Raw genomic sequence first — 17,296 nt, forward strand, 5'->3', positions numbered from 1 at the left:
CCACAACCCACATCCGCTACTGTCGCCATCTCTCCACCTTCTCCCCCTTCTCCCCCATCCCCATCATTTTCCTCATCTCCCCCATCCCCTCAGTCCACAAGCTGGTGGACACCAACAAAAACCTTCCTAGTGGTGGCGGCGGTAGTTGGTAGTGTTGGATTAATTTGGTGGGGACTGAATAGCCGCCGCAATAATGTTGTAGAAGTCCCACCTACTCCTACAGCCAGCCCAATTCCAACCAGTAACCAACCAACCGATCCTTTAGCGCAATATTCACCAGCAGAACGACAGCGCAAAGAAAGATTAAGCGATCGCCGTCAAGAGTTGGGGATTAACTCTAACTTCTACGTGAACTTAGTGAATCAAGTTTTTTGGGACAGAAACCCCAGTTTACGGGGACGCACTCTCAGCGATGGCCCTGAAGATGAGGGTTTACGGGCAGAATGGGATAAAATAGCCTCAGAATTGCTGGAAAAACTCGCGCCACTGAGTTCTAACACCCGGCGACAACTAGGAACTTATACAACTGCTGAACGCGATCGCTGGAAAGTAGAAGTCAACAAAATCAATGTTGGTAGTCGTTCTTTGTATGATTTGGGAGACGCAGCTTTTTTAAGTGTATTTCCTGAACGGCGTGGTAAAGATTTTCGAGATCAGCCCATTGGACAAGTTTGGTACGGTTTTGTAAGCGATAAACTTAGTGCGATCCTCAACGGTAGCGCTTTTCAGAAGCTTGTTTTTGATCCGGGTGCAACTGGCAAAACAGTCAACGGCATTCTTCAACCTGGGGATGGTAAAGTATTTATTGCCGGACTGGCGAAAGATCAATCTTTGGAATTGAAACTACAGGCAAATTCCCAAGTTTTGTTATCAGTATATTCACCATCTGGCAAAATCCAATTTTTAGAAGATTCTCCCCAGCGCAGTTTATCAAAAAAATTACCAGAAAAAGGTTTTTACGAGTTTGTCGTGGTTTCCACAGCATCGAAACCAGAAGACTATCGACTCACCATCACGGCGGAAAATCCCACGCCTGCGCCAACACCAACACTAACACCAACACCTACTCCCACACCTACTCCCACAGAAACACCAACACCAACTTCTACGCCAACTCCCACAGAAACACCAACACCTGAACCTACACCGACATCTAGTGCTGAGGTGACACCTCAAAGTAATTAAAAATTCAAAATATTACTCATCTACTTCAGAAATTATTTATAAAGTAAATCAAAAGTTAGGGAGTGTTACGGTGAACCAGCGCGTTGGGCGGGTTTCCCGACTTGTTCGTGCGGCTAGGCGTTAGCGATGCGAGCGTCACCCGAAGGGGTTTACCCGCATTTCTCACAAGCTTCAGGCGTTTGATAGAGCAGAGGGGCAGAGGGGCAGAGGGGCAGAGGGGCAGAGGACTTGGCACATTGAACTCTCCCCTGCTCCCCTGCTCCCCTGCACAAGCACGGGCTTTGAGAGGTGTGGTGAGAAATCCGGGTTTAGCCGAACCCACCATAGGGGACTTCCAAAAAATAAAATATACAGTAGGGTGTGTTAGGCGAAAGCCGTAACGCACCGAGATATCTGGCGGTGCGTTACGCTGTCGCTAACGCACCCTACAAAATTGGATATTTTTTTAATTGGAAGTCCCTAGGATAATTTTATTTTTACTTTATAAATAACCTCTAATGAATAATTCTCTCAAAGAAACAGACTACTGGCTGCGATCGCTTTTGGCCCCACCCGCAACCTGTTATAAGTGAAAAGCTATTTAGGATATGCATTTCACGCCAAATGGCATAATTTTTAATTAATCGTTGTTGTACCCCTTAACGACAAGAAATTCTTTGTTAATCGATATTAGTTGCGAAAAATTTACAATTAGTAATTATTGTTTAATAACTGTCTTAAATCTTTTGGCTATCTGCTTAACTGTCTTAACTGTCTTCTAATTATCAAGTTTTTGATTTAACTATCAACTTAACTGTCTTAACTGTCTTCTAATTATTAAGTTTTTGATTTAACTATCGTTTAATTGCTTTAGTCTACGGATTGCTTTTTTTCTAAAACTATGAAAAGTTATGGAGGCATCATCATAAATCACTAAAAATTCATTTACCAGCATCGGAAATAAGTAATGACCTAAATAGCTTTTTCAAATGCCTTATTTTTCGTTATAGACAACTTCAAAAAAACGTACATCGCTTGTTATTCAGATTAACAACATCTTGTCTTATCGCCTGGATACAAGCCACTACGAGGAAACCAAATGTGGGGACTTAGCCCGGTTGGCGAGAATACTTGTAAACTGCAACGGTGCTTAGATCGGCCACGAAATAAAGACAGCAAAAAGACCCCAGAGGAGGTTACGCGCAGATCATGCAACCCTTTGAACTGCCAGAATTTTACATGCCTTGGCCCGCGCGGCTCAACCCAAATCTAGAAGCGGCACGAGTGCATTCCAAAGCGTGGGCCTACCAAATGGGGATACTTGGCTCACAAGAGGAAGCCGAAAGCTCCCCTATTTGGGACGAGCGGACATTCGATGCCCACGACTACGCCTTGCTTTGTTCCTATACTCATCCAGATGCACCAGGAGCGGAGCTTGACCTCGTGACCGATTGGTATGTTTGGGTATTCTTCTTTGACGATCACTTCCTTGAAATCTATAAGCGCACCCAAGATATGGCTGGTGCGAAGGAGTATCTTAACCGACTACCAGCATTCATGCCAGTGTACCCCACCGACACCCCCCCAGTTCCCACCAACCCCGTAGAACGTGGTCTAGGCGACCTATGGTCTCGTACCGCATTCACCAAGTCTGCGGACTGGCGGCGCAGGTTTTCCGAGAGTACCAAGAACCTCCTAGAAGAGTCTTTGTGGGAACTCTCCAATATCAGCCAAGATCGGATCGCTAACCCAATCGAATACATCGAGATGCGCCGCAAGGTTGGTGGCGCTCCGTGGTCAGCCGATCTCGTCGAACACGCTGTGTTTGTTGAGATTCCAGCCGAAATCGCCATAACTCGACCGATGCGTGTACTGAAAGACACATTTGCTGATGGAGTGCATCTTCGTAACGACCTGTTCTCCTACCAGAGAGAAGTCGAAGATGAAGGCGAAAATGCCAACTGCGTGTTGGTCTTTGAGCGCTTCCTAAGTGTGAGTACGCAGGAGGCAGCCAACCTCACCAATGAACTGCTGACCTCACGGTTACAGCAGTTTGACAACACCGCCATTACAGAACTGCCGTCCCTCTTTGAAGAATACGGACTAGACCCGGTGGATCGTGTGAACGTTCTGTTATACATCAAAGGACTACAGGATTGGCAGTCAGGCGGTCATGAGTGGCACATGCGATCGAGCCGCTACATGAACAAGGGAGGGGACAATTCTTCGGCATCCACCCCACTTCTTGGTGGGCCCACTGGGCTGGGCACATCGGCTGCACGGATTGGATCGTTATACAGCACCTTGGGTTTGGGAAGATTCAAGAACTTCACTCATGTTCCATACCAAGCTGTGGGGCCGGTAACGCTGCCGAAGTTTTACATGCCGTTCGCGACAAGTTTGAATTCTCATTTGGATGCCGCGCGGCAGCATTCCAAAGAATGGGCCCGCCAGATGGGGATGCTGGACTCACTACCTGGCATTCCTGAAGCCGTCATCTGGGATGACCACAAGTTCGATGTTGCCGACGTAGCCTTATGCGGGGCGTTGATCCATCCCAATGCATCCGGTGCTGAGTTGAATCTGACGGCAGGCTGGCTTGTCTGGGGAACTTATGCTGACGATTACTTCCCAGCACTCTACGGACACAGCCGCAATATGGCGGGTGCGAAAGTATTTAACGCTCGACTGTTGGCGTTTATGCCTCTTGATTCCAGCCCCGTCCCCTTACCGACCAACCCAGTAGAACGTGGCTTGGCCGATCTGTGGTCTCGCACAGCTGGCCCCATGTCCCAAAACGCGCGGGGTCAGTTCCGCCGTGCGATCGCGGATATGACCGAAAGCTGGTTATGGGAACTCGCCAACCAAATCCAAAACCGGATTCCAGACCCGATTGATTATGTTGAGATGCGCCGTAAGACCTTTGGCTCGGATCTGACGATGAGCTTATCTAGACTAGCTCAGGGCGACGAGATCCCGCAGGAAATCTACCGGACGCGATCGATGCGCCAACTGGATAATTCAGCCGCTGACTTTGCCTGTTTGACCAACGATATCTTCTCTTACCAGAAAGAAATAGAATTCGAGGGCGAACTCAATAACGGCGTGTTGGTCGTTCAGCAATTCCTCAACTGCGATCTGCCACAGGCTGTCGAGGTGGTTAACAATCTGATGACCTCTCGCGCCCGCCAATTTGAACACATCGTTGCTACCGAACTGCCAGCCCTGTTCGACGATTTCGACTTGGACGCAAGTACCCGCGAGAAACTGTACGGATACGTCGAGAAACTACAGCAGTGGATGTGCGGTGTCCTCAAGTGGCATGTGACGGTAGACCGCTATAAGGAATTTGAATTGCGTAATAGTTCGCCAGAAGGGCGGCTACTCAATGGCCCCAGAGGTCTGGGCACTTCGGCTGCGCGGATCAGATGGTTGATCGGTGCAGGGGGTTTAAGTTCAGTCCTCGGTCAAGTCGGTTCGGGTTTTTTGGTCAGTGAATAGAGTTTGGTGGTGTGAGTCCAAGATCGGTATTTATTTGATCGAGTCAGATCGGTTTTTTTAGTAACTTATAGAATAGAGGGTTAGATTATGACAGAATCTATTGAGTCAAATTTGGATGTTGAGAATGAGCACCCCCGGCTGAGTTTAAGTACATCTGCTGCGCGTAACTTGGCGACAACGACCAAATCTGCACCGCAGATGCAGGGCATTACCTCACGGTGGTTGTTGAAACTATTACCTTGGGTACAAACTAAGGGTGGTACTTATCGGGTAAACCGTCGGCTAACCTATACCGTAGGTGATGGGCGGTTGAGTTTCTCCAACACTGGAGCCGATGTACAGGTAATACCCCAGGAACTTGGTGAGCTGCCATTGCTGCGAGGGTTTGACAACGTTGAAGTGTTGAATGCGTTGGCGGGTCGGTTTGTTCAGCAAGAGTTTGCCCCCGGTGACACGATCGTGGAGTTAGGCCAACCAGCCAATCAGCTTTTTCTGATCGCTCATGGCAAGGTGGACAAGATTGGTGTTGGCAAGTATGACGAACAGACCGTGCTGGGTGTGTTGGCTGACGGTGACTATTTTGGTGGTCAGGTGTTGCTAGAGTCGCAGAGCAATTGGGAATTCACAGCCAAAGCAGTTACCCGAACCACGGTATTAGTCCTACCACAACAGGCATTTCGGGAACTTCTCAACCAGTCTGAGGCGCTACAAGCTCACGTCGATGGCTTCAGAACTCGCCCAGAAGGACAACAGAACGAGTACGGTGAAGCTTCCATTGAGGTGAGTTCAGGACATCTTGGGGAAACTGAATTGCCCGGAACCTTTGTAGATTACGAACTTTCACCCCGCGAATATGAATTGAGCGTTGCCCAAACCGTATTACGAGTGAGTACTCGGGTAGCGGATCTGTACAACGAACCGATGAATCAGACCGAACAACAATTACGGCTGACCATTGAGGCCTTGCGGGAACGTCAAGAACATGAATTGATCAACAACCGTCAATTCGGCTTGTTACACAACGCCGACCTCAAACAGCGCATCTACACCCGCAGTGGCCCACCTACCCCTGACGACCTTGACGAACTGCTGGCCACGGTATGGAAAGAGCCGGCATTCTTCCTGGCTCACCCTCGCACGATCGCTGCCTTCGGTCGGGAGGCCAACCGCCTCGGTCTCTATCCACAAAGCATCGACCTGGGTGGCAACCGGGTACCTGCTTGGCGGGGCGTACCCATCTTTCCCTGCAACAAGATCCCCATTAGCAATGCCCGCACTAGTTCCATCCTGTTGCTCCGCACTGGTGTAGAAAAGCAAGGGGTGATTGGCTTACATCAAACTGGTATCCCTGACGAATACCAACCCAGTCTGTCTGTCCGATTCATGGGCATCAGCGAAAAGGCGATCATCTCTTATCTCGTTACCGCTTACTATTCAGCAGCCGTCCTCGTCCCTGATGCACTCGGTATCTTAGAAGACGTACAAATCGGCCTCTAAACATTCATCAGAGGTTAAGGCAAAATGACCTTTGTCAATGAGAAATTACGCTGAAAAACGAGGATTAAAATCAGTTTTGTACTGACTTTTCAGTTTTTCTGAGGAGATTCGCTCCTTCCTACAAATTTGGGAATATTTTCAGCAACATTACTTTTTGACAAAAGTCTTATAACCTTAACCTCTCACCTATTGGGTCGGGCACTTTTATTATTAACTAGAGGATGAGGTGATGACGGATTCTATTGAATCGAATTTAGATGTTGAAAATGAGCATTCCCGGCTGAGTTTGAGTACGGCTGCTGCCCGTAATTTATCTACGACAACTAAATCTGCACCACAGATGCAAGGTATTACCTCGCGGTGGTTGTTAAAGATGTTGCCGTGGGTGCAGACCAAGGGTGGCACTTATCGGGTAAACCGTCGGTTGACCTATACCGTGGGTGATGGGCGGTTGAGTTTCTCTAACACCGGAGCCGAGGTGCAGGTGATTCCCCAGGAGCTTGGTGAGTTGCCGTTGCTGCGAGGATTTGACAACGTTGAAGTGTTGAATGCGTTGGCGGGTCGGTTTGTTCAGCAGGAATTTGCACCTGGTAACATCATAGTGCAGTCAGGTCAGGCAGCGAATCAGCTTTTTCTGATCGCACATGGCAAGGTGAACAAGATTAGTGTTGGCAAGTATGGTGAGCAGCCGGTGTTGGGTGTGTTAGCCGATGGCGATTATTTTGGTGGTCAGGTGTTGCTAGAGTCCCAGAGCAGTTGGCAGTTTACAATCCAGGCTTTGACTCGAACCACAGTATTGGCGCTACCACAACAGGCATTTCGGGATCTGCTCAACCAGTCCGAGGCGCTACAGGCTCATGTCGATCGCTTCAGAACCCGCCCACAAGCACCACAGAACAAGTATGGAGAAGCCTCCATTGAGGTGAAATCGGGGCATCTCGGAGAAACTGAGTTGCCGGGAACCTTCGTAGATTACGAACTCTCACCCCGCGAATATGAGTTGAGCGTCGCCCAAACTGTCTTGCGAGTAAGTACTCGAGTGGCGGATCTGTATAATCAACCGATGAACCAGACCGAACAACAACTGCGGCTGACTATTGAGGCATTGCGGGAACGCCAAGAACACGAATTAATCAACAACCGTCAATTCGGTTTGTTACACAACGCCGACCTCAAACAACGCATCTATACCCGTACCGGGCCACCCACCCCCGACGACCTCGACGAACTACTGACTCGGCGGAGGAAGTCGAAATTCTTCTTGGCTCACCCCCGTACCATTGCGGCTTTTGGTCGGGAGTGCAATCGCCTCGGCATCTATTCAGAAAACATTGATTTGGACGGCAGTATGGTGTCCGCTTGGCGGGGCGTACCCATTCTTCCCTGTAATAAAATCCCCATCAGCAATACCCAGACTAGCTCCATCCTTGTACTCCGCACTGGCGAGGAAGACCAGGGCGTTATCGGCTTACATCAAACTGGTATCCCCGACGAATATCAACCCAGCTTGTCTGTCCGATTCATGGGCATCAGCGAAAAGGCCATCATCTCTTACCTCGTTACCGCTTACTATTCAGCAGCCGTCCTCGTCCCCGACGCACTCGGCATTCTCGAAGATGTTGAAATTGGGCGTTGAGGGAAGGGTAAACCTGACTTTTTATAGTTAAGGTGAAGGCTACTTTCAATCAATCAAAATCTGTTGGTAAATCTGGATTGCGGTAATGGTGGAAAAGTCGGGTGATTTGTCTTGGTGTCACCCGTCCGATGGAAAGTTCTGGTAAAGTATCTTCAGCAAAAAAACCTACATCTTCAGTTTCAATACTAGATGATGGAGAACCACCGATAATTTCACAGTGAAAAAACAGCTTATAGACATAAAACGGAAACGGGGGATGTCCCTGTTTATCTCTGTCATAGACTGCTAGTAATTTGATAGCCCGTGCTTGATATCCAGATTCTTCATATACTTCTTTCACAACTACTTCACTGGGCGACTCGCCAATATCAGCCCATCCACCAGGTAAAGTCCAACAGCCATCGGCTCTTTCTTTAACTAACAATATAGTATTATCCTGAAAAATCGCTGCTCGCACGTCAACCTTGGGAGTTGCATACCCGATTTCACGGCTAAATAAATCGAGGACATAACTGTGTTCTACATTCGAGAAAGTCGCCATGATTTCTGTGGCGATCGCTCGTAATTGCTTATAGCATTCAATATCAAAAGGGCCTTCAGAATAGGTTAGACCATTTTGAGCGATCGCTTGCAACTTTTGTGCCCATTCCAGCCATTTAGTTTCCATATTTAGGGATTGGGGATCGGGTACTGGGTACTGAGGATTGGGCATTGGGGATTGGAAAATAGTATTTTTAATCTTATTTCCCATTCCCCATTCCCTAATTACGCATCATCTAAAGCCGCAATTCCGGGCAATATCTTGCCTTCAAGTAACTCTAAGCTTGCGCCGCCACCGGTGGAGATGTGGCTCATTTGGTCTGCTAAACCAACTTTTTCCACAGCCGCTACTGAGTCACCACCGCCAATGATGGTGGTTGTGCCAGTTTTACCGATTTCGGCGAGAGTATGAGCGATCGCTTCCGTACCTGCGGCAAACTTATCAAACTCAAACACACCCATTGGCCCGTTCCAAATTACCGTTTTAGTATCTGCAAGGGCTTCTTGGAAAAATTTCACCGAGTCTGGCCCAATATCCAAACCCATCCAACCATCGGGGATATTCTCAATGCTAACGGTTTGAGAATTGGCATCAGGGGCAAAGTTATCTGCCAATACCACATCTGTGGGCAGCAATAAAGCAACACCCCGTTCTTTAGCCTTAGCTTCCAAAGACTTCGCTAGTTCCAGCTTGTCTTCTTCCACCAACGACTTACCGACATTCAAACCACGGGCTTTGTAGAAGGTGAAAATCATCCCACCGCCAATGATTAGCTTGTCACACTTCTCCAGCAGGGTTTCAATCACGCCAATTTTGCTGGAAACCTTGGAACCACCAATAATTGCCGCTAAAGGACGTTGGGGATTTTCAATGGCGTTTTGCAGATATTGCAATTCCTTCTCAACCAAATATCCAGCCACAGAAGGGCTGAGGAATTTAGTCACACCTTCAGTAGAAGCATGGGCGCGGTGTGCAGTACCAAAAGCATCATTTACATAAAAATCAGCATTAGCTGCCAATTTTTTCGCAAATTCTGGGTCGTTTTTTTCTTCTTCTGGGTAAAAACGAACATTTTCTAGTAACAGCACTTGGCCATTTTGCAACGCGCCAACTTTAGCCGCAACTTCATCACCAATGGAGTCATCAGTTTTAATGACTTCTTGCCCCAGTAACTCAGACAGGCGCTTGGCAACGGGAGTTAGGCGTAATTTGTCATCCACACCTTTGGGACGGCCAAAATGGCTGGCGAGAATGACCTTAGCTCCCTTCTGCGTCAAATCTTGGATGGTTGGTAGAGCGGCACGAATGCGAGTATCGTCGGTAATGTTGCCTCGATCGTCCACTGGCACATTAAAGTCAACTCGCACTAAGGCACGTTTCCCAGATATATCAGCTGAAGATAAACTTGCTAAACTTTTTTTGGACACACCAAACTCTCCTGATTGCCTTTTTGTTATTGTTTTGAAAGTAGAACCATCAAGATTTTACCGGAGTCAGGGGTACCCAAGTGACAGAGATATTTAAGACAGTACTATTTCCGATCGATCAAAGCCGGGAAACGCGGGAAGCTGCTGATGTTGTTACCAACGTAGTCAAAAAGTACAGCAGTCGCTTGGTGCTGCTGTCTGTGGTAGAAGAACCACCAAAAGATGCGCCTAGTGCAGATCCGATGGTGTCACCAGAGGTAGTTGCTAAACTGCTAGAAAATGCTCAATCTTTATTCTCTGGGCAAGGAATTCAATCCGAAATCCTAGAAAGGCAAGGTAAACCGGCTTTTACTATCTGTGATGTCGCTGATGAAATCGGGGCTGATTTAATTATCATGGGCTGCCGGGGGCTAGGTTTGACTGAAGAGGGAGCGGATGATAGTGTGACCACTCGTGTGATTAACCTTTCCCCTTGTCCAGTGCTGATTGTGCCTTAGTAGTAGTCAGTGCCCAGAAGCCAATAGACATCTGGTGAAATTAATTATGCGTTATCCAGAACCCTTGTAGAGACTTAGCATTGCTAAGTCTCTACATTCTTTTTTTGAGATGTCTAATGACAAACAGAAAATTCTGAGCGTCGAAAGTCGGCGTTCAGAACTTTGGAGACAAATCTTCCATGTTTACACGCCTAACAGCTTAAAAGCGATAGTTGCGATCGCGCACCCACATACTAACCGGCACTGCTTTACCCTGTGGATCTACTTTCGCCTTTACCACAATAGGGGGTACTTGTCCTCTGCGGGCGCGTTGAGTTCGCAAATCGTTAGTAATCTGCTGGCGTTGGTTTTCTGGAATGTAATAGGTTTCTAAGCCGTAGTTAACTGAACCATCCTGATAAACACCTTTTAAGGCTACCTGATTGGCTCTGAGAGTTGTAGGGCGATCGCTACTGACTCGTAACGGTCTCCAAGCTCTAGGAACACCGCGACCAGTGGATAGTTGTTCTTGCAAAGTCACGTAAATGTTGGTTCCATCCGGCAATCTTCTGCCGCTTCCCCGACCTTTGCTGACTAATGTTTGCCAACCAGGTAATCTACTCAAATTTGCGGTACGGGATATGTTGTAATCTAGCGCTAAGGTGTTACCATCTAATACATTGTTCGGGTCTACAGGTACGGTTTGCAAAATCACCGTTTTACCTGTCACATCTGTATAAACAGCTTGGGCTGGTACTGCCATAATTAACCCTGTTTGCAGCGCTAAGGGAGCTAGTAACCGCCAAAAAGGTAAGGGCTTATTCGATTTTTGTTCGCTAGCAATCAAGTAATCCCGAAAAGTTACCTTATTGGAGAATTCGGCTTCGGGAGACAAGGTTTTATTCTTAGATTCAGAAGAACTATTAGTCATGAGCGTAGTCCTAAAAAGCAGAGGTCTTGAAGAGGTCAAAAGTAAAGAGATTAGGACTGACGCAGAGAAACTTTAAAAACTTTGACGCACAGAGATTTTTAGATTTTAGATTTTAGATTTTTCCTTCAATCCAAAATTCAAGTTGCGCTGGAATCGCACCAAAATCTAAAACTGTACTACTTCTTACTAGCAGAGCTAGAGCCACCAGGTAAGCGGCGTTCAAACCACAATCCAGCGCTAATTAAAGCGGAACCGCACAAGATAAAGACTAGAGACTTGAAAAGTAAGTCGGTATCGTACTCTTGCACGCGACTGATAATTTGCAGTGTTACTAACAGCATACCGCCCCAAAAGGAACTTCTGTTGCTTAATTTCAATCCTTCTTGAATTAGTCCCCAGGCTAATGTTGCTAGAAGTACATTGAAAATAAAAACACCAAGTTCATCAATCCGGCTGATAGTTTGATGCCAAAAAGGTGCTATGGCAATAAAGGCAAGGAAAGTACCAATAACAGCAGTTGTGAAAATCACCTCGCGGCGCGGAGGATTATTTCTTTGACGCAGTAGAAACAACCATTGCAATACCGCCAAGCCACTGAGAATCCCCAAATCAACGATCGGCAGAGATTGGAATAAGTTTGTGACGTTCGTTGGTTGATTATAACCATAATTTGGAGATTCCCAAACCCAACGAAAAGACAGAACATAAAAGACAAGGCCGAAGCTTACCAATGCTAAATTACGGGCTAAAGATTGAAACAATCTGTAATTTATGGTTGGAAACAGTAAATCGTCATAACTCCAGAATAATGCAGGTGGGAGTGCAAAAGCAAAAGATGCCACCCAAGGGGCTATATCAGCATAATTCAGCAGTGGCAGAGGATTAAGGTTAGCTTGTAGGGAACTAGCAAAAACAAAGGCTGCTAGGGCAAAAATCCAACGCGATCGGCAGAAGTAGGCTAAGGGGACAAACACTAGCCATGCTAATAAAGGCAGATGCTGCACCACTAACCGCGACCAAGTTAACTCACCTGAAGCGTACCATAAGTCTTCTAGCCCAGTCCAATAACCGATTTCCACGAGGACAATTGACAGAATTCCTAAAGAATTTATGGACAAACTGAAGGCCATCACCACAACACCCAACCCCCAGGCGAGAAACAGTTGGGAAGTTGAACCGACGATATTGAACATCTGGGCCATCAGTAGTAAATTTGCACCGAAAATGAAGGCGCTTAAAATGAGCAACCCTTCTCCCAGTATGCGTTTGCTTCGTTCTGGCTTCTTTCCTTCAGGTGGTCTCCAATTGTAAAAACCGGTGATAGCGATCGCAAAAAACAAACTCATCATCAGAATAAATTTGACTTCTCGCGATCCTCCTTGCCAGTTTCCTGATACAAAGGTAATTATGCCTAAGCATAAAAGGATGCTGCCTACAGCAATGGCGATCGCTTTATTGCGATCGCGTGCAGCAGCTTCCAGGTTTTTAAATTGATAACGTTCTGCTATTTGCTCATACAGCGAAGAACTAATTAATCCTTCATCCCTCCATAATTGTGCTTCTTTGCGTAACTTTTGCGGAAAACTATCTAAGAACATGACCTTCTCCGGTGCAGTGGGGTAGCTTGGCCATTGCGTTCTGAATGGCGGTCATTATATTTTGAGTATGAAGCCAAAAGCCTTGATTACATTGTTCTCATGTAACAGTTTGATTTAGATTTTGATACAACCTAATTTTACTAATTCGTAATTAGTAATTAAGGAAGTCAGGTTACAGATGATTGAAAATTGGTATTGTATATATCCAGATGGAAAAACCTTCTAATTTATTACTTAAAGTCTCGCGGCGTTTGTTCGTTAATCTAGATGAACAAGAAAAGTTTATTGAGGCTTTAATGAATCCACAGCCTTTTTTACCTAGTATTCTTTGGTGTCAAGAAAAGCCTGAAACTTTGCCTTTAGCAGTAGAAACACCAACCTATTGGCAACCACAATTTATAGACCGTTTATCTCTGGGAGAAAAACCCGGTCAGCATCCCTTGCATCAACAAGGATATTTCTATTGTTTAGATTTTTCTTCGGTATTTGCAGCTACCACTTTGTTAGCAATTCCTCAGTCAATACGTTTAGTTTTCGATATGTGTGCCGCACCAGGAGGTAAAAGTATCTTCGCTTGGAAAGCTTTACAACCAGAATTACTCATCAGTAATGAAGTAATTGGTAAACGTCTAGGAATGCTAATTTCTAATTTGAAGCGTTGCCAGATTAGCGCTAGTGCAGTAGTTAATAGAGATTCAAGTATATTTGCCGAAATATTTCCCGGCTGTAGCAATCTAGTAATAGTAGATGCTCCTTGTACCGGACAATCTTTGCTTGCTAAAGGAGAAAAAGCACCCGGATGTTTTCACCCAACTGCTATTAATAAAAGTGCAAATAGGCAAAAGCGCATTATAGCTAACTCTGCTAAAATTGTTTCCCCACAAGGCTATTTAGCTTATATGACTTGCACATATTCACCCGAAGAAAATGAGCAAGTTTGTGAGTGGTTTTTAGAACGCTTTCCCCATTTTCAAGCGATGGAAATTAGTAATTTATCTAAATATCAGTCGCATTTAACTACAATGCCTTGTTATCGGATGTTTCCTCAAGCCAGGTTAGGGGCTGGTGCATTTACAGTCCTGTTTAAAAATACTAATGAAGATGAAGATAAGCATAAAAAAGTAGATTTAAATACAATATCTTCGCTGTACATATACCAGAATTTGGAAAAGTCAAGTTAATTAAATTCCTGGCATATCTTCTGACTGTCTGGGAGAAAATACGCTCTTTTTAAGAGTGCTGCATTTGTCAATCGGTCATCAGGAGTACACTTTTTAATTAAGTTGACTTTATATTAAAACCATACATATTGCAATTCTCATATAAGTGCAACACGTGGTAAAGACAAAACACTTTTCATCTGCCTCAACTTCAGATCGACCCTTTAAAAACTTCATCATTTAGTTCCTAGTCTCCGATCGGGAATGCAACTGAGAGGTTCGGTCTCTTGTCTAGGCGGCAAAGTTTAAGTAAGGGACTTCCAAAAAATAAAATATACAGTAGGGTGTGTTAGGCGAAAGCCGTAACGCACCGAGATATCTGGCGGTGCGTTACGCTGTCGCTAACGCACCCTACAAAATTGGATATTTTTTTAATTGGAAGTCCCTAAGTGGGTGTAAATAATCAAAGGTTGATATAGGACTAGTATTTGATTTTTGAAATCTTAGGTAGGGTGCGTTAGCAGGGAGAGTACGGCACCATCAGCTTGGGATGGTGCGTTACGACGTTCCGTCTAACACACCCTACAAATACTTATATTTTTTCAAAAATCAAATATGATTCCTATAGTTAGGGCTAAAGTAGCTTACTACAAGTCAATTTAAATAATTTTATATTGCTTAATATAGTTGAATTTATTATTGCCTACTTACTTTTTCGGTATTTCCAAGTTATACCTGGACAACGATATCACGAGATTAATAAAAATCGGTCAAAAATTAACTCTTATAGAAATAAAATATCTTTAACCTTTTTATAACCTAAGTTTAACCAAGTTTTATCCGGTATCAGCGTTAGACTTTTTGAAATAAACATTATACAAAAAAGCTAGACCGTACAGGATGCAAATTACATGAGTCGCAAAGTCAGCAAAGTGTTTAAACAGTCTGGGGTGATTCCTTATAGAGTGAACAATGGCAAAGTTGAAATCTTGCTAATCACGACCCGTAACTTTCAGCACTGGGTGATTCCGAAAGGAGATATTCCTAATGGCATGAGTCCACCTGCATCAGCAGCCAAAGAGGCGTGGGAAGAAGCAGGGGTGATTGGGCAAGTAGATGTAAATGAACTGGGAAGTTACAAGTACCGCAAAGGAGGCAAAATTTACCGGGTCAAGATGTATTTATTACCAGTCGAGATGCTGAGTGAAGATTATCCAGAAGCAAGTCAAAGAAAACGACAGTGGGTAGAAGTGACTATAGCTATCAGGCGGGTTAAGTTTAATTCACTCAAACGAATTCTTAAAGGTTTTTTCCAAGTAAAATCTCACTTTTGTGCATTTCAAGATACATACAATCTAAGTATAATTGACAACGCTTTTAGAGACTGATTTGCAGTGAGTAATTCATCGTTCATAGCAAGTTTTACTAGGACTAAAGTCCTTATTACAAACTTTAATTTATTTGCGCCTAGCTACTTATTAAAAAGCCCTCGAAGCAAGGTGAGGGACTTTCAATAAGTAGCTAATATTTAAAACAACTGCGCTTGCTAATCAAAATAAAGACACAAGAAGTTGTTTGGAAAGTGTTTTGCTGTAACTTTAGGCATTTTTAGATACCCACTAACGCCCTTAAAAAGGGTGGAACCAGAATCAAAGTCCTGCTTTTTCAAGAGGATTTATAACTTTTGATACTGAAAAGATGATTTCTCAAACATCCTCTAAAGCATCACCTATGTTTAAACCTATTTGATGGTGAGTGTGGGTCTATTTATTGAGTAGACTTATCCGTTCTAAATCCACAGTAAAGCTACCCAAGTTTTTATACCGACAATTCCATCAGCTTGCAATTTCTTAGATGTTTGGAAACTAACAATTGCATTTTTAACTGAATCAGAAAAATGCCCATCAATAGCATCAGTGTATAATCCAATATCTTTTAATTGCTGTTGTAATTGTTTTACTCTTAGCCCAGAATCTCCTAACTGCAATCCATTAAATCGATTCAAATCGGCTCGACCACTAACACCAGTTACACCAGAGATATCACCTGCATATTGATGGATTAGGTATTGCCCCTGCCAAGCGCTAGGAATACTTGGGTTTTGGGTTCCATAGTGGGCAATCCATAATGGATAATTACCAAAATCAGATGGATTGCCAATTTCTTGCCAAAAACTGGGAAAGGTATAAATGATTGGCTTAATTGGTTTTTTTGTTTGTTGTAAAAGGGCTTTTTCCACCTCTGCTAACCACTGTTTGGCTGCATTAATTACAGTTTGGCTATTTCCTTTGTCAGTTACCTCTACATCCAAAACTGGTGGTAAGTCTCCGGGTTCTAATTGCCCCAAAGTTTTTAAGAATTCCTTCGCTTGCTGAACTGGGTCAGATGTATGAGGGTGAAAGAAATGATAAGCACCCCGAATAATACCAACAGTTTTCATAGTCTGCCAGTGATGAGCAAAAGCAGAGTCTTTAATGCTAACTCCTTCTGTGGCTTTGACAAACGCAAAGGTTTTACCAGAGTTTTTTACAGCCGTCCAATCTACTCTGCCGTCTTGATCGGCAACATCAATTCCTTCCATAAAATTCTTAACCTTTTTGAACAGTACAATACTGGACTTATCAGAGGCTCTAATTAAATTTATGCTATTTCTGGGTCTTTTAGTAAATTACATAAATTTACTAGGGTTGAGTGGTAACAGCTTGCACCGGAGTCACTCTGACTTTGCCTGTACAAGGCTTGATTTCTTGTGTGACGGTCAAGTGCTGGTAAGCATTAGGAGGCGTGATTTCAATCTTACTAGAGATTGGGCAGTTTTGCTGTGGCGAACTAATGTGGTTGTATGCTAACTGAAATGAGGCTTGTTTTCCAGGAGCTAGAGTTACTTGTTGTCGAGGTTGCTTACTTGAAAAGTAAGTGTCCTTGGAACGGATAACTTTAACCCCTTCCAAAGGTTGGCCTTTTGCATCCAGTAGTGCCAATCCTGGATAACCGTAGAGGGTGCAAGGGGATGAGGCATTATTGGTGAAGGCATAAGTGAGGGCAACATTCCCAACACCAGCATCTTCGGAGACTCGGCGGACTGACAATTGGTTGGTTTCACAGCGCGGCGGATTTGTGACAGTAGTGGCTTCAGGGGTAGAGTTGTCTGTAGTTTTTCCAGTCGGTGTAGGTGTTGAGGTCAACGCAGCTTCTTTCGTGGGCTGTTCAGTGATTGCTGGTAAGGCTTGCGTCTGTTTGGTAACAGAGGGAGAACTGACACAGCCAGTTGTTATCGCAGTCAGGAGCAACAACATACTGCTTTCCATAATTAGAATTCGCATATCTCTTTTTTTGTAGTGAATTACTTACATTGATGCTTCATA

At 44.8% G+C, this 17,296-nt stretch carries 13 protein-coding genes and 1 pseudogene; 7 read left to right on the top strand and 7 right to left on the bottom strand.

Features of this window, described 5'->3' with window-relative positions; translation table 11 throughout:
* Positions 1 to 1,185: pseudogene (locus tag CDG79_RS41200) on the top strand (serine/threonine protein kinase); the annotation flags it as partial.
* A gap of 55 nt (positions 1,186 to 1,240) precedes the next feature.
* Here CDG79_RS41200 and CDG79_RS41205 read toward each other — a convergent pair.
* Positions 1,241 to 1,510: a hypothetical protein gene (locus CDG79_RS41205; RefSeq protein WP_143855534.1), complete on the bottom strand. Its 270-nt coding sequence runs from the start codon at positions 1,508 to 1,510 to the stop codon at positions 1,241 to 1,243.
* A gap of 863 nt (positions 1,511 to 2,373) precedes the next feature.
* Here CDG79_RS41205 and CDG79_RS20845 point away from each other — a divergent pair.
* From CDG79_RS20845 to CDG79_RS20855, 3 genes are all read left to right on the top strand, one after another.
* Entirely contained in the window at positions 2,374 to 4,665 is a 2,292-nt protein-coding gene (locus CDG79_RS20845; protein WP_094343825.1) for a family 2 encapsulin nanocompartment cargo protein terpene cyclase, read from the top strand.
* A gap of 87 nt (positions 4,666 to 4,752) precedes the next feature.
* The gene (locus tag CDG79_RS20850; RefSeq protein ID WP_094331850.1) at positions 4,753 to 6,162 is read left to right on the top strand and encodes a family 2B encapsulin nanocompartment shell protein; all 1,410 of its coding nucleotides are present in this window, start codon (positions 4,753 to 4,755) and stop codon (positions 6,160 to 6,162) included.
* Positions 6,163 to 6,391: 229 nt separating this feature from the next.
* Positions 6,392 to 7,798 carry a family 2B encapsulin nanocompartment shell protein gene (locus tag CDG79_RS20855; RefSeq protein ID WP_094343826.1) on the top strand — a complete coding sequence of 469 codons (1,407 nt, stop codon included), beginning with the start codon at positions 6,392 to 6,394 and terminating at the stop codon, positions 7,796 to 7,798.
* 49 nt (positions 7,799 to 7,847) lie between these two features.
* Here CDG79_RS20855 and CDG79_RS20860 read toward each other — a convergent pair whose 3' ends face one another.
* Complete coding sequence (locus tag CDG79_RS20860) at positions 7,848 to 8,465, bottom strand: NUDIX hydrolase (RefSeq protein ID WP_094343851.1); 618 nt, start codon at positions 8,463 to 8,465, stop codon at positions 7,848 to 7,850.
* 98 nt (positions 8,466 to 8,563) lie between these two features.
* On the bottom strand, positions 8,564 to 9,766 hold the full coding sequence (locus CDG79_RS20865) for a phosphoglycerate kinase (RefSeq protein WP_094343827.1): 1,203 nt from the start codon (positions 9,764 to 9,766) through the stop codon (positions 8,564 to 8,566).
* Between the two features lie 89 nt (positions 9,767 to 9,855).
* On the opposite strand from CDG79_RS20865, the gene CDG79_RS20870 reads away from it, so the two are divergent.
* Positions 9,856 to 10,263, top strand: coding sequence for a universal stress protein (locus tag CDG79_RS20870; protein WP_094343852.1), 408 nt, complete (start codon positions 9,856 to 9,858; stop codon positions 10,261 to 10,263).
* 199 nt (positions 10,264 to 10,462) lie between these two features.
* On the opposite strand, the gene CDG79_RS20875 is transcribed toward CDG79_RS20870, so the two are convergent.
* Both CDG79_RS20875 and CDG79_RS20880 read right to left on the bottom strand, forming a co-directional pair.
* The gene (locus CDG79_RS20875) at positions 10,463 to 11,173 is read right to left on the bottom strand and encodes a GDYXXLXY domain-containing protein (RefSeq protein ID WP_094343828.1); all 711 of its coding nucleotides are present in this window, start codon (positions 11,171 to 11,173) and stop codon (positions 10,463 to 10,465) included.
* 176 nt (positions 11,174 to 11,349) lie between these two features.
* The gene (locus tag CDG79_RS20880) at positions 11,350 to 12,771 is read right to left on the bottom strand and encodes a DUF2157 domain-containing protein (protein ID WP_094343829.1); all 1,422 of its coding nucleotides are present in this window, start codon (positions 12,769 to 12,771) and stop codon (positions 11,350 to 11,352) included.
* 209 nt (positions 12,772 to 12,980) lie between these two features.
* Between CDG79_RS20880 and CDG79_RS20885 the strand changes: the two genes are divergently transcribed.
* Positions 12,981 to 13,952, top strand: coding sequence for an RsmB/NOP family class I SAM-dependent RNA methyltransferase (locus CDG79_RS20885; protein ID WP_094343830.1), 972 nt, complete (start codon positions 12,981 to 12,983; stop codon positions 13,950 to 13,952).
* An 890-nt stretch (positions 13,953 to 14,842) separates the two neighbouring features.
* Positions 14,843 to 15,319: an NUDIX hydrolase gene (locus CDG79_RS20890; protein ID WP_094343831.1), complete on the top strand. Its 477-nt coding sequence runs from the start codon at positions 14,843 to 14,845 to the stop codon at positions 15,317 to 15,319.
* Positions 15,320 to 15,720: 401 nt separating this feature from the next.
* On the opposite strand, the gene CDG79_RS20895 is transcribed toward CDG79_RS20890, so the two are convergent.
* Complete coding sequence (locus CDG79_RS20895) at positions 15,721 to 16,512, bottom strand: GH25 family lysozyme (RefSeq protein WP_094343832.1); 792 nt, start codon at positions 16,510 to 16,512, stop codon at positions 15,721 to 15,723.
* A gap of 100 nt (positions 16,513 to 16,612) precedes the next feature.
* Positions 16,613 to 17,254 (bottom strand): DUF4232 domain-containing protein, encoded by a 642-nt coding sequence (locus CDG79_RS20900; RefSeq protein ID WP_094343833.1) that lies wholly within the window; start codon positions 17,252 to 17,254, stop codon positions 16,613 to 16,615.
* Between the last annotated feature and the right edge of the window lie 42 nt (positions 17,255 to 17,296).

This window comes from Nostoc sp. 'Peltigera membranacea cyanobiont' 232, from assembly GCF_002245985.1.
Lineage (GTDB): Bacteria > Cyanobacteriota > Cyanobacteriia > Cyanobacteriales > Nostocaceae > Nostoc.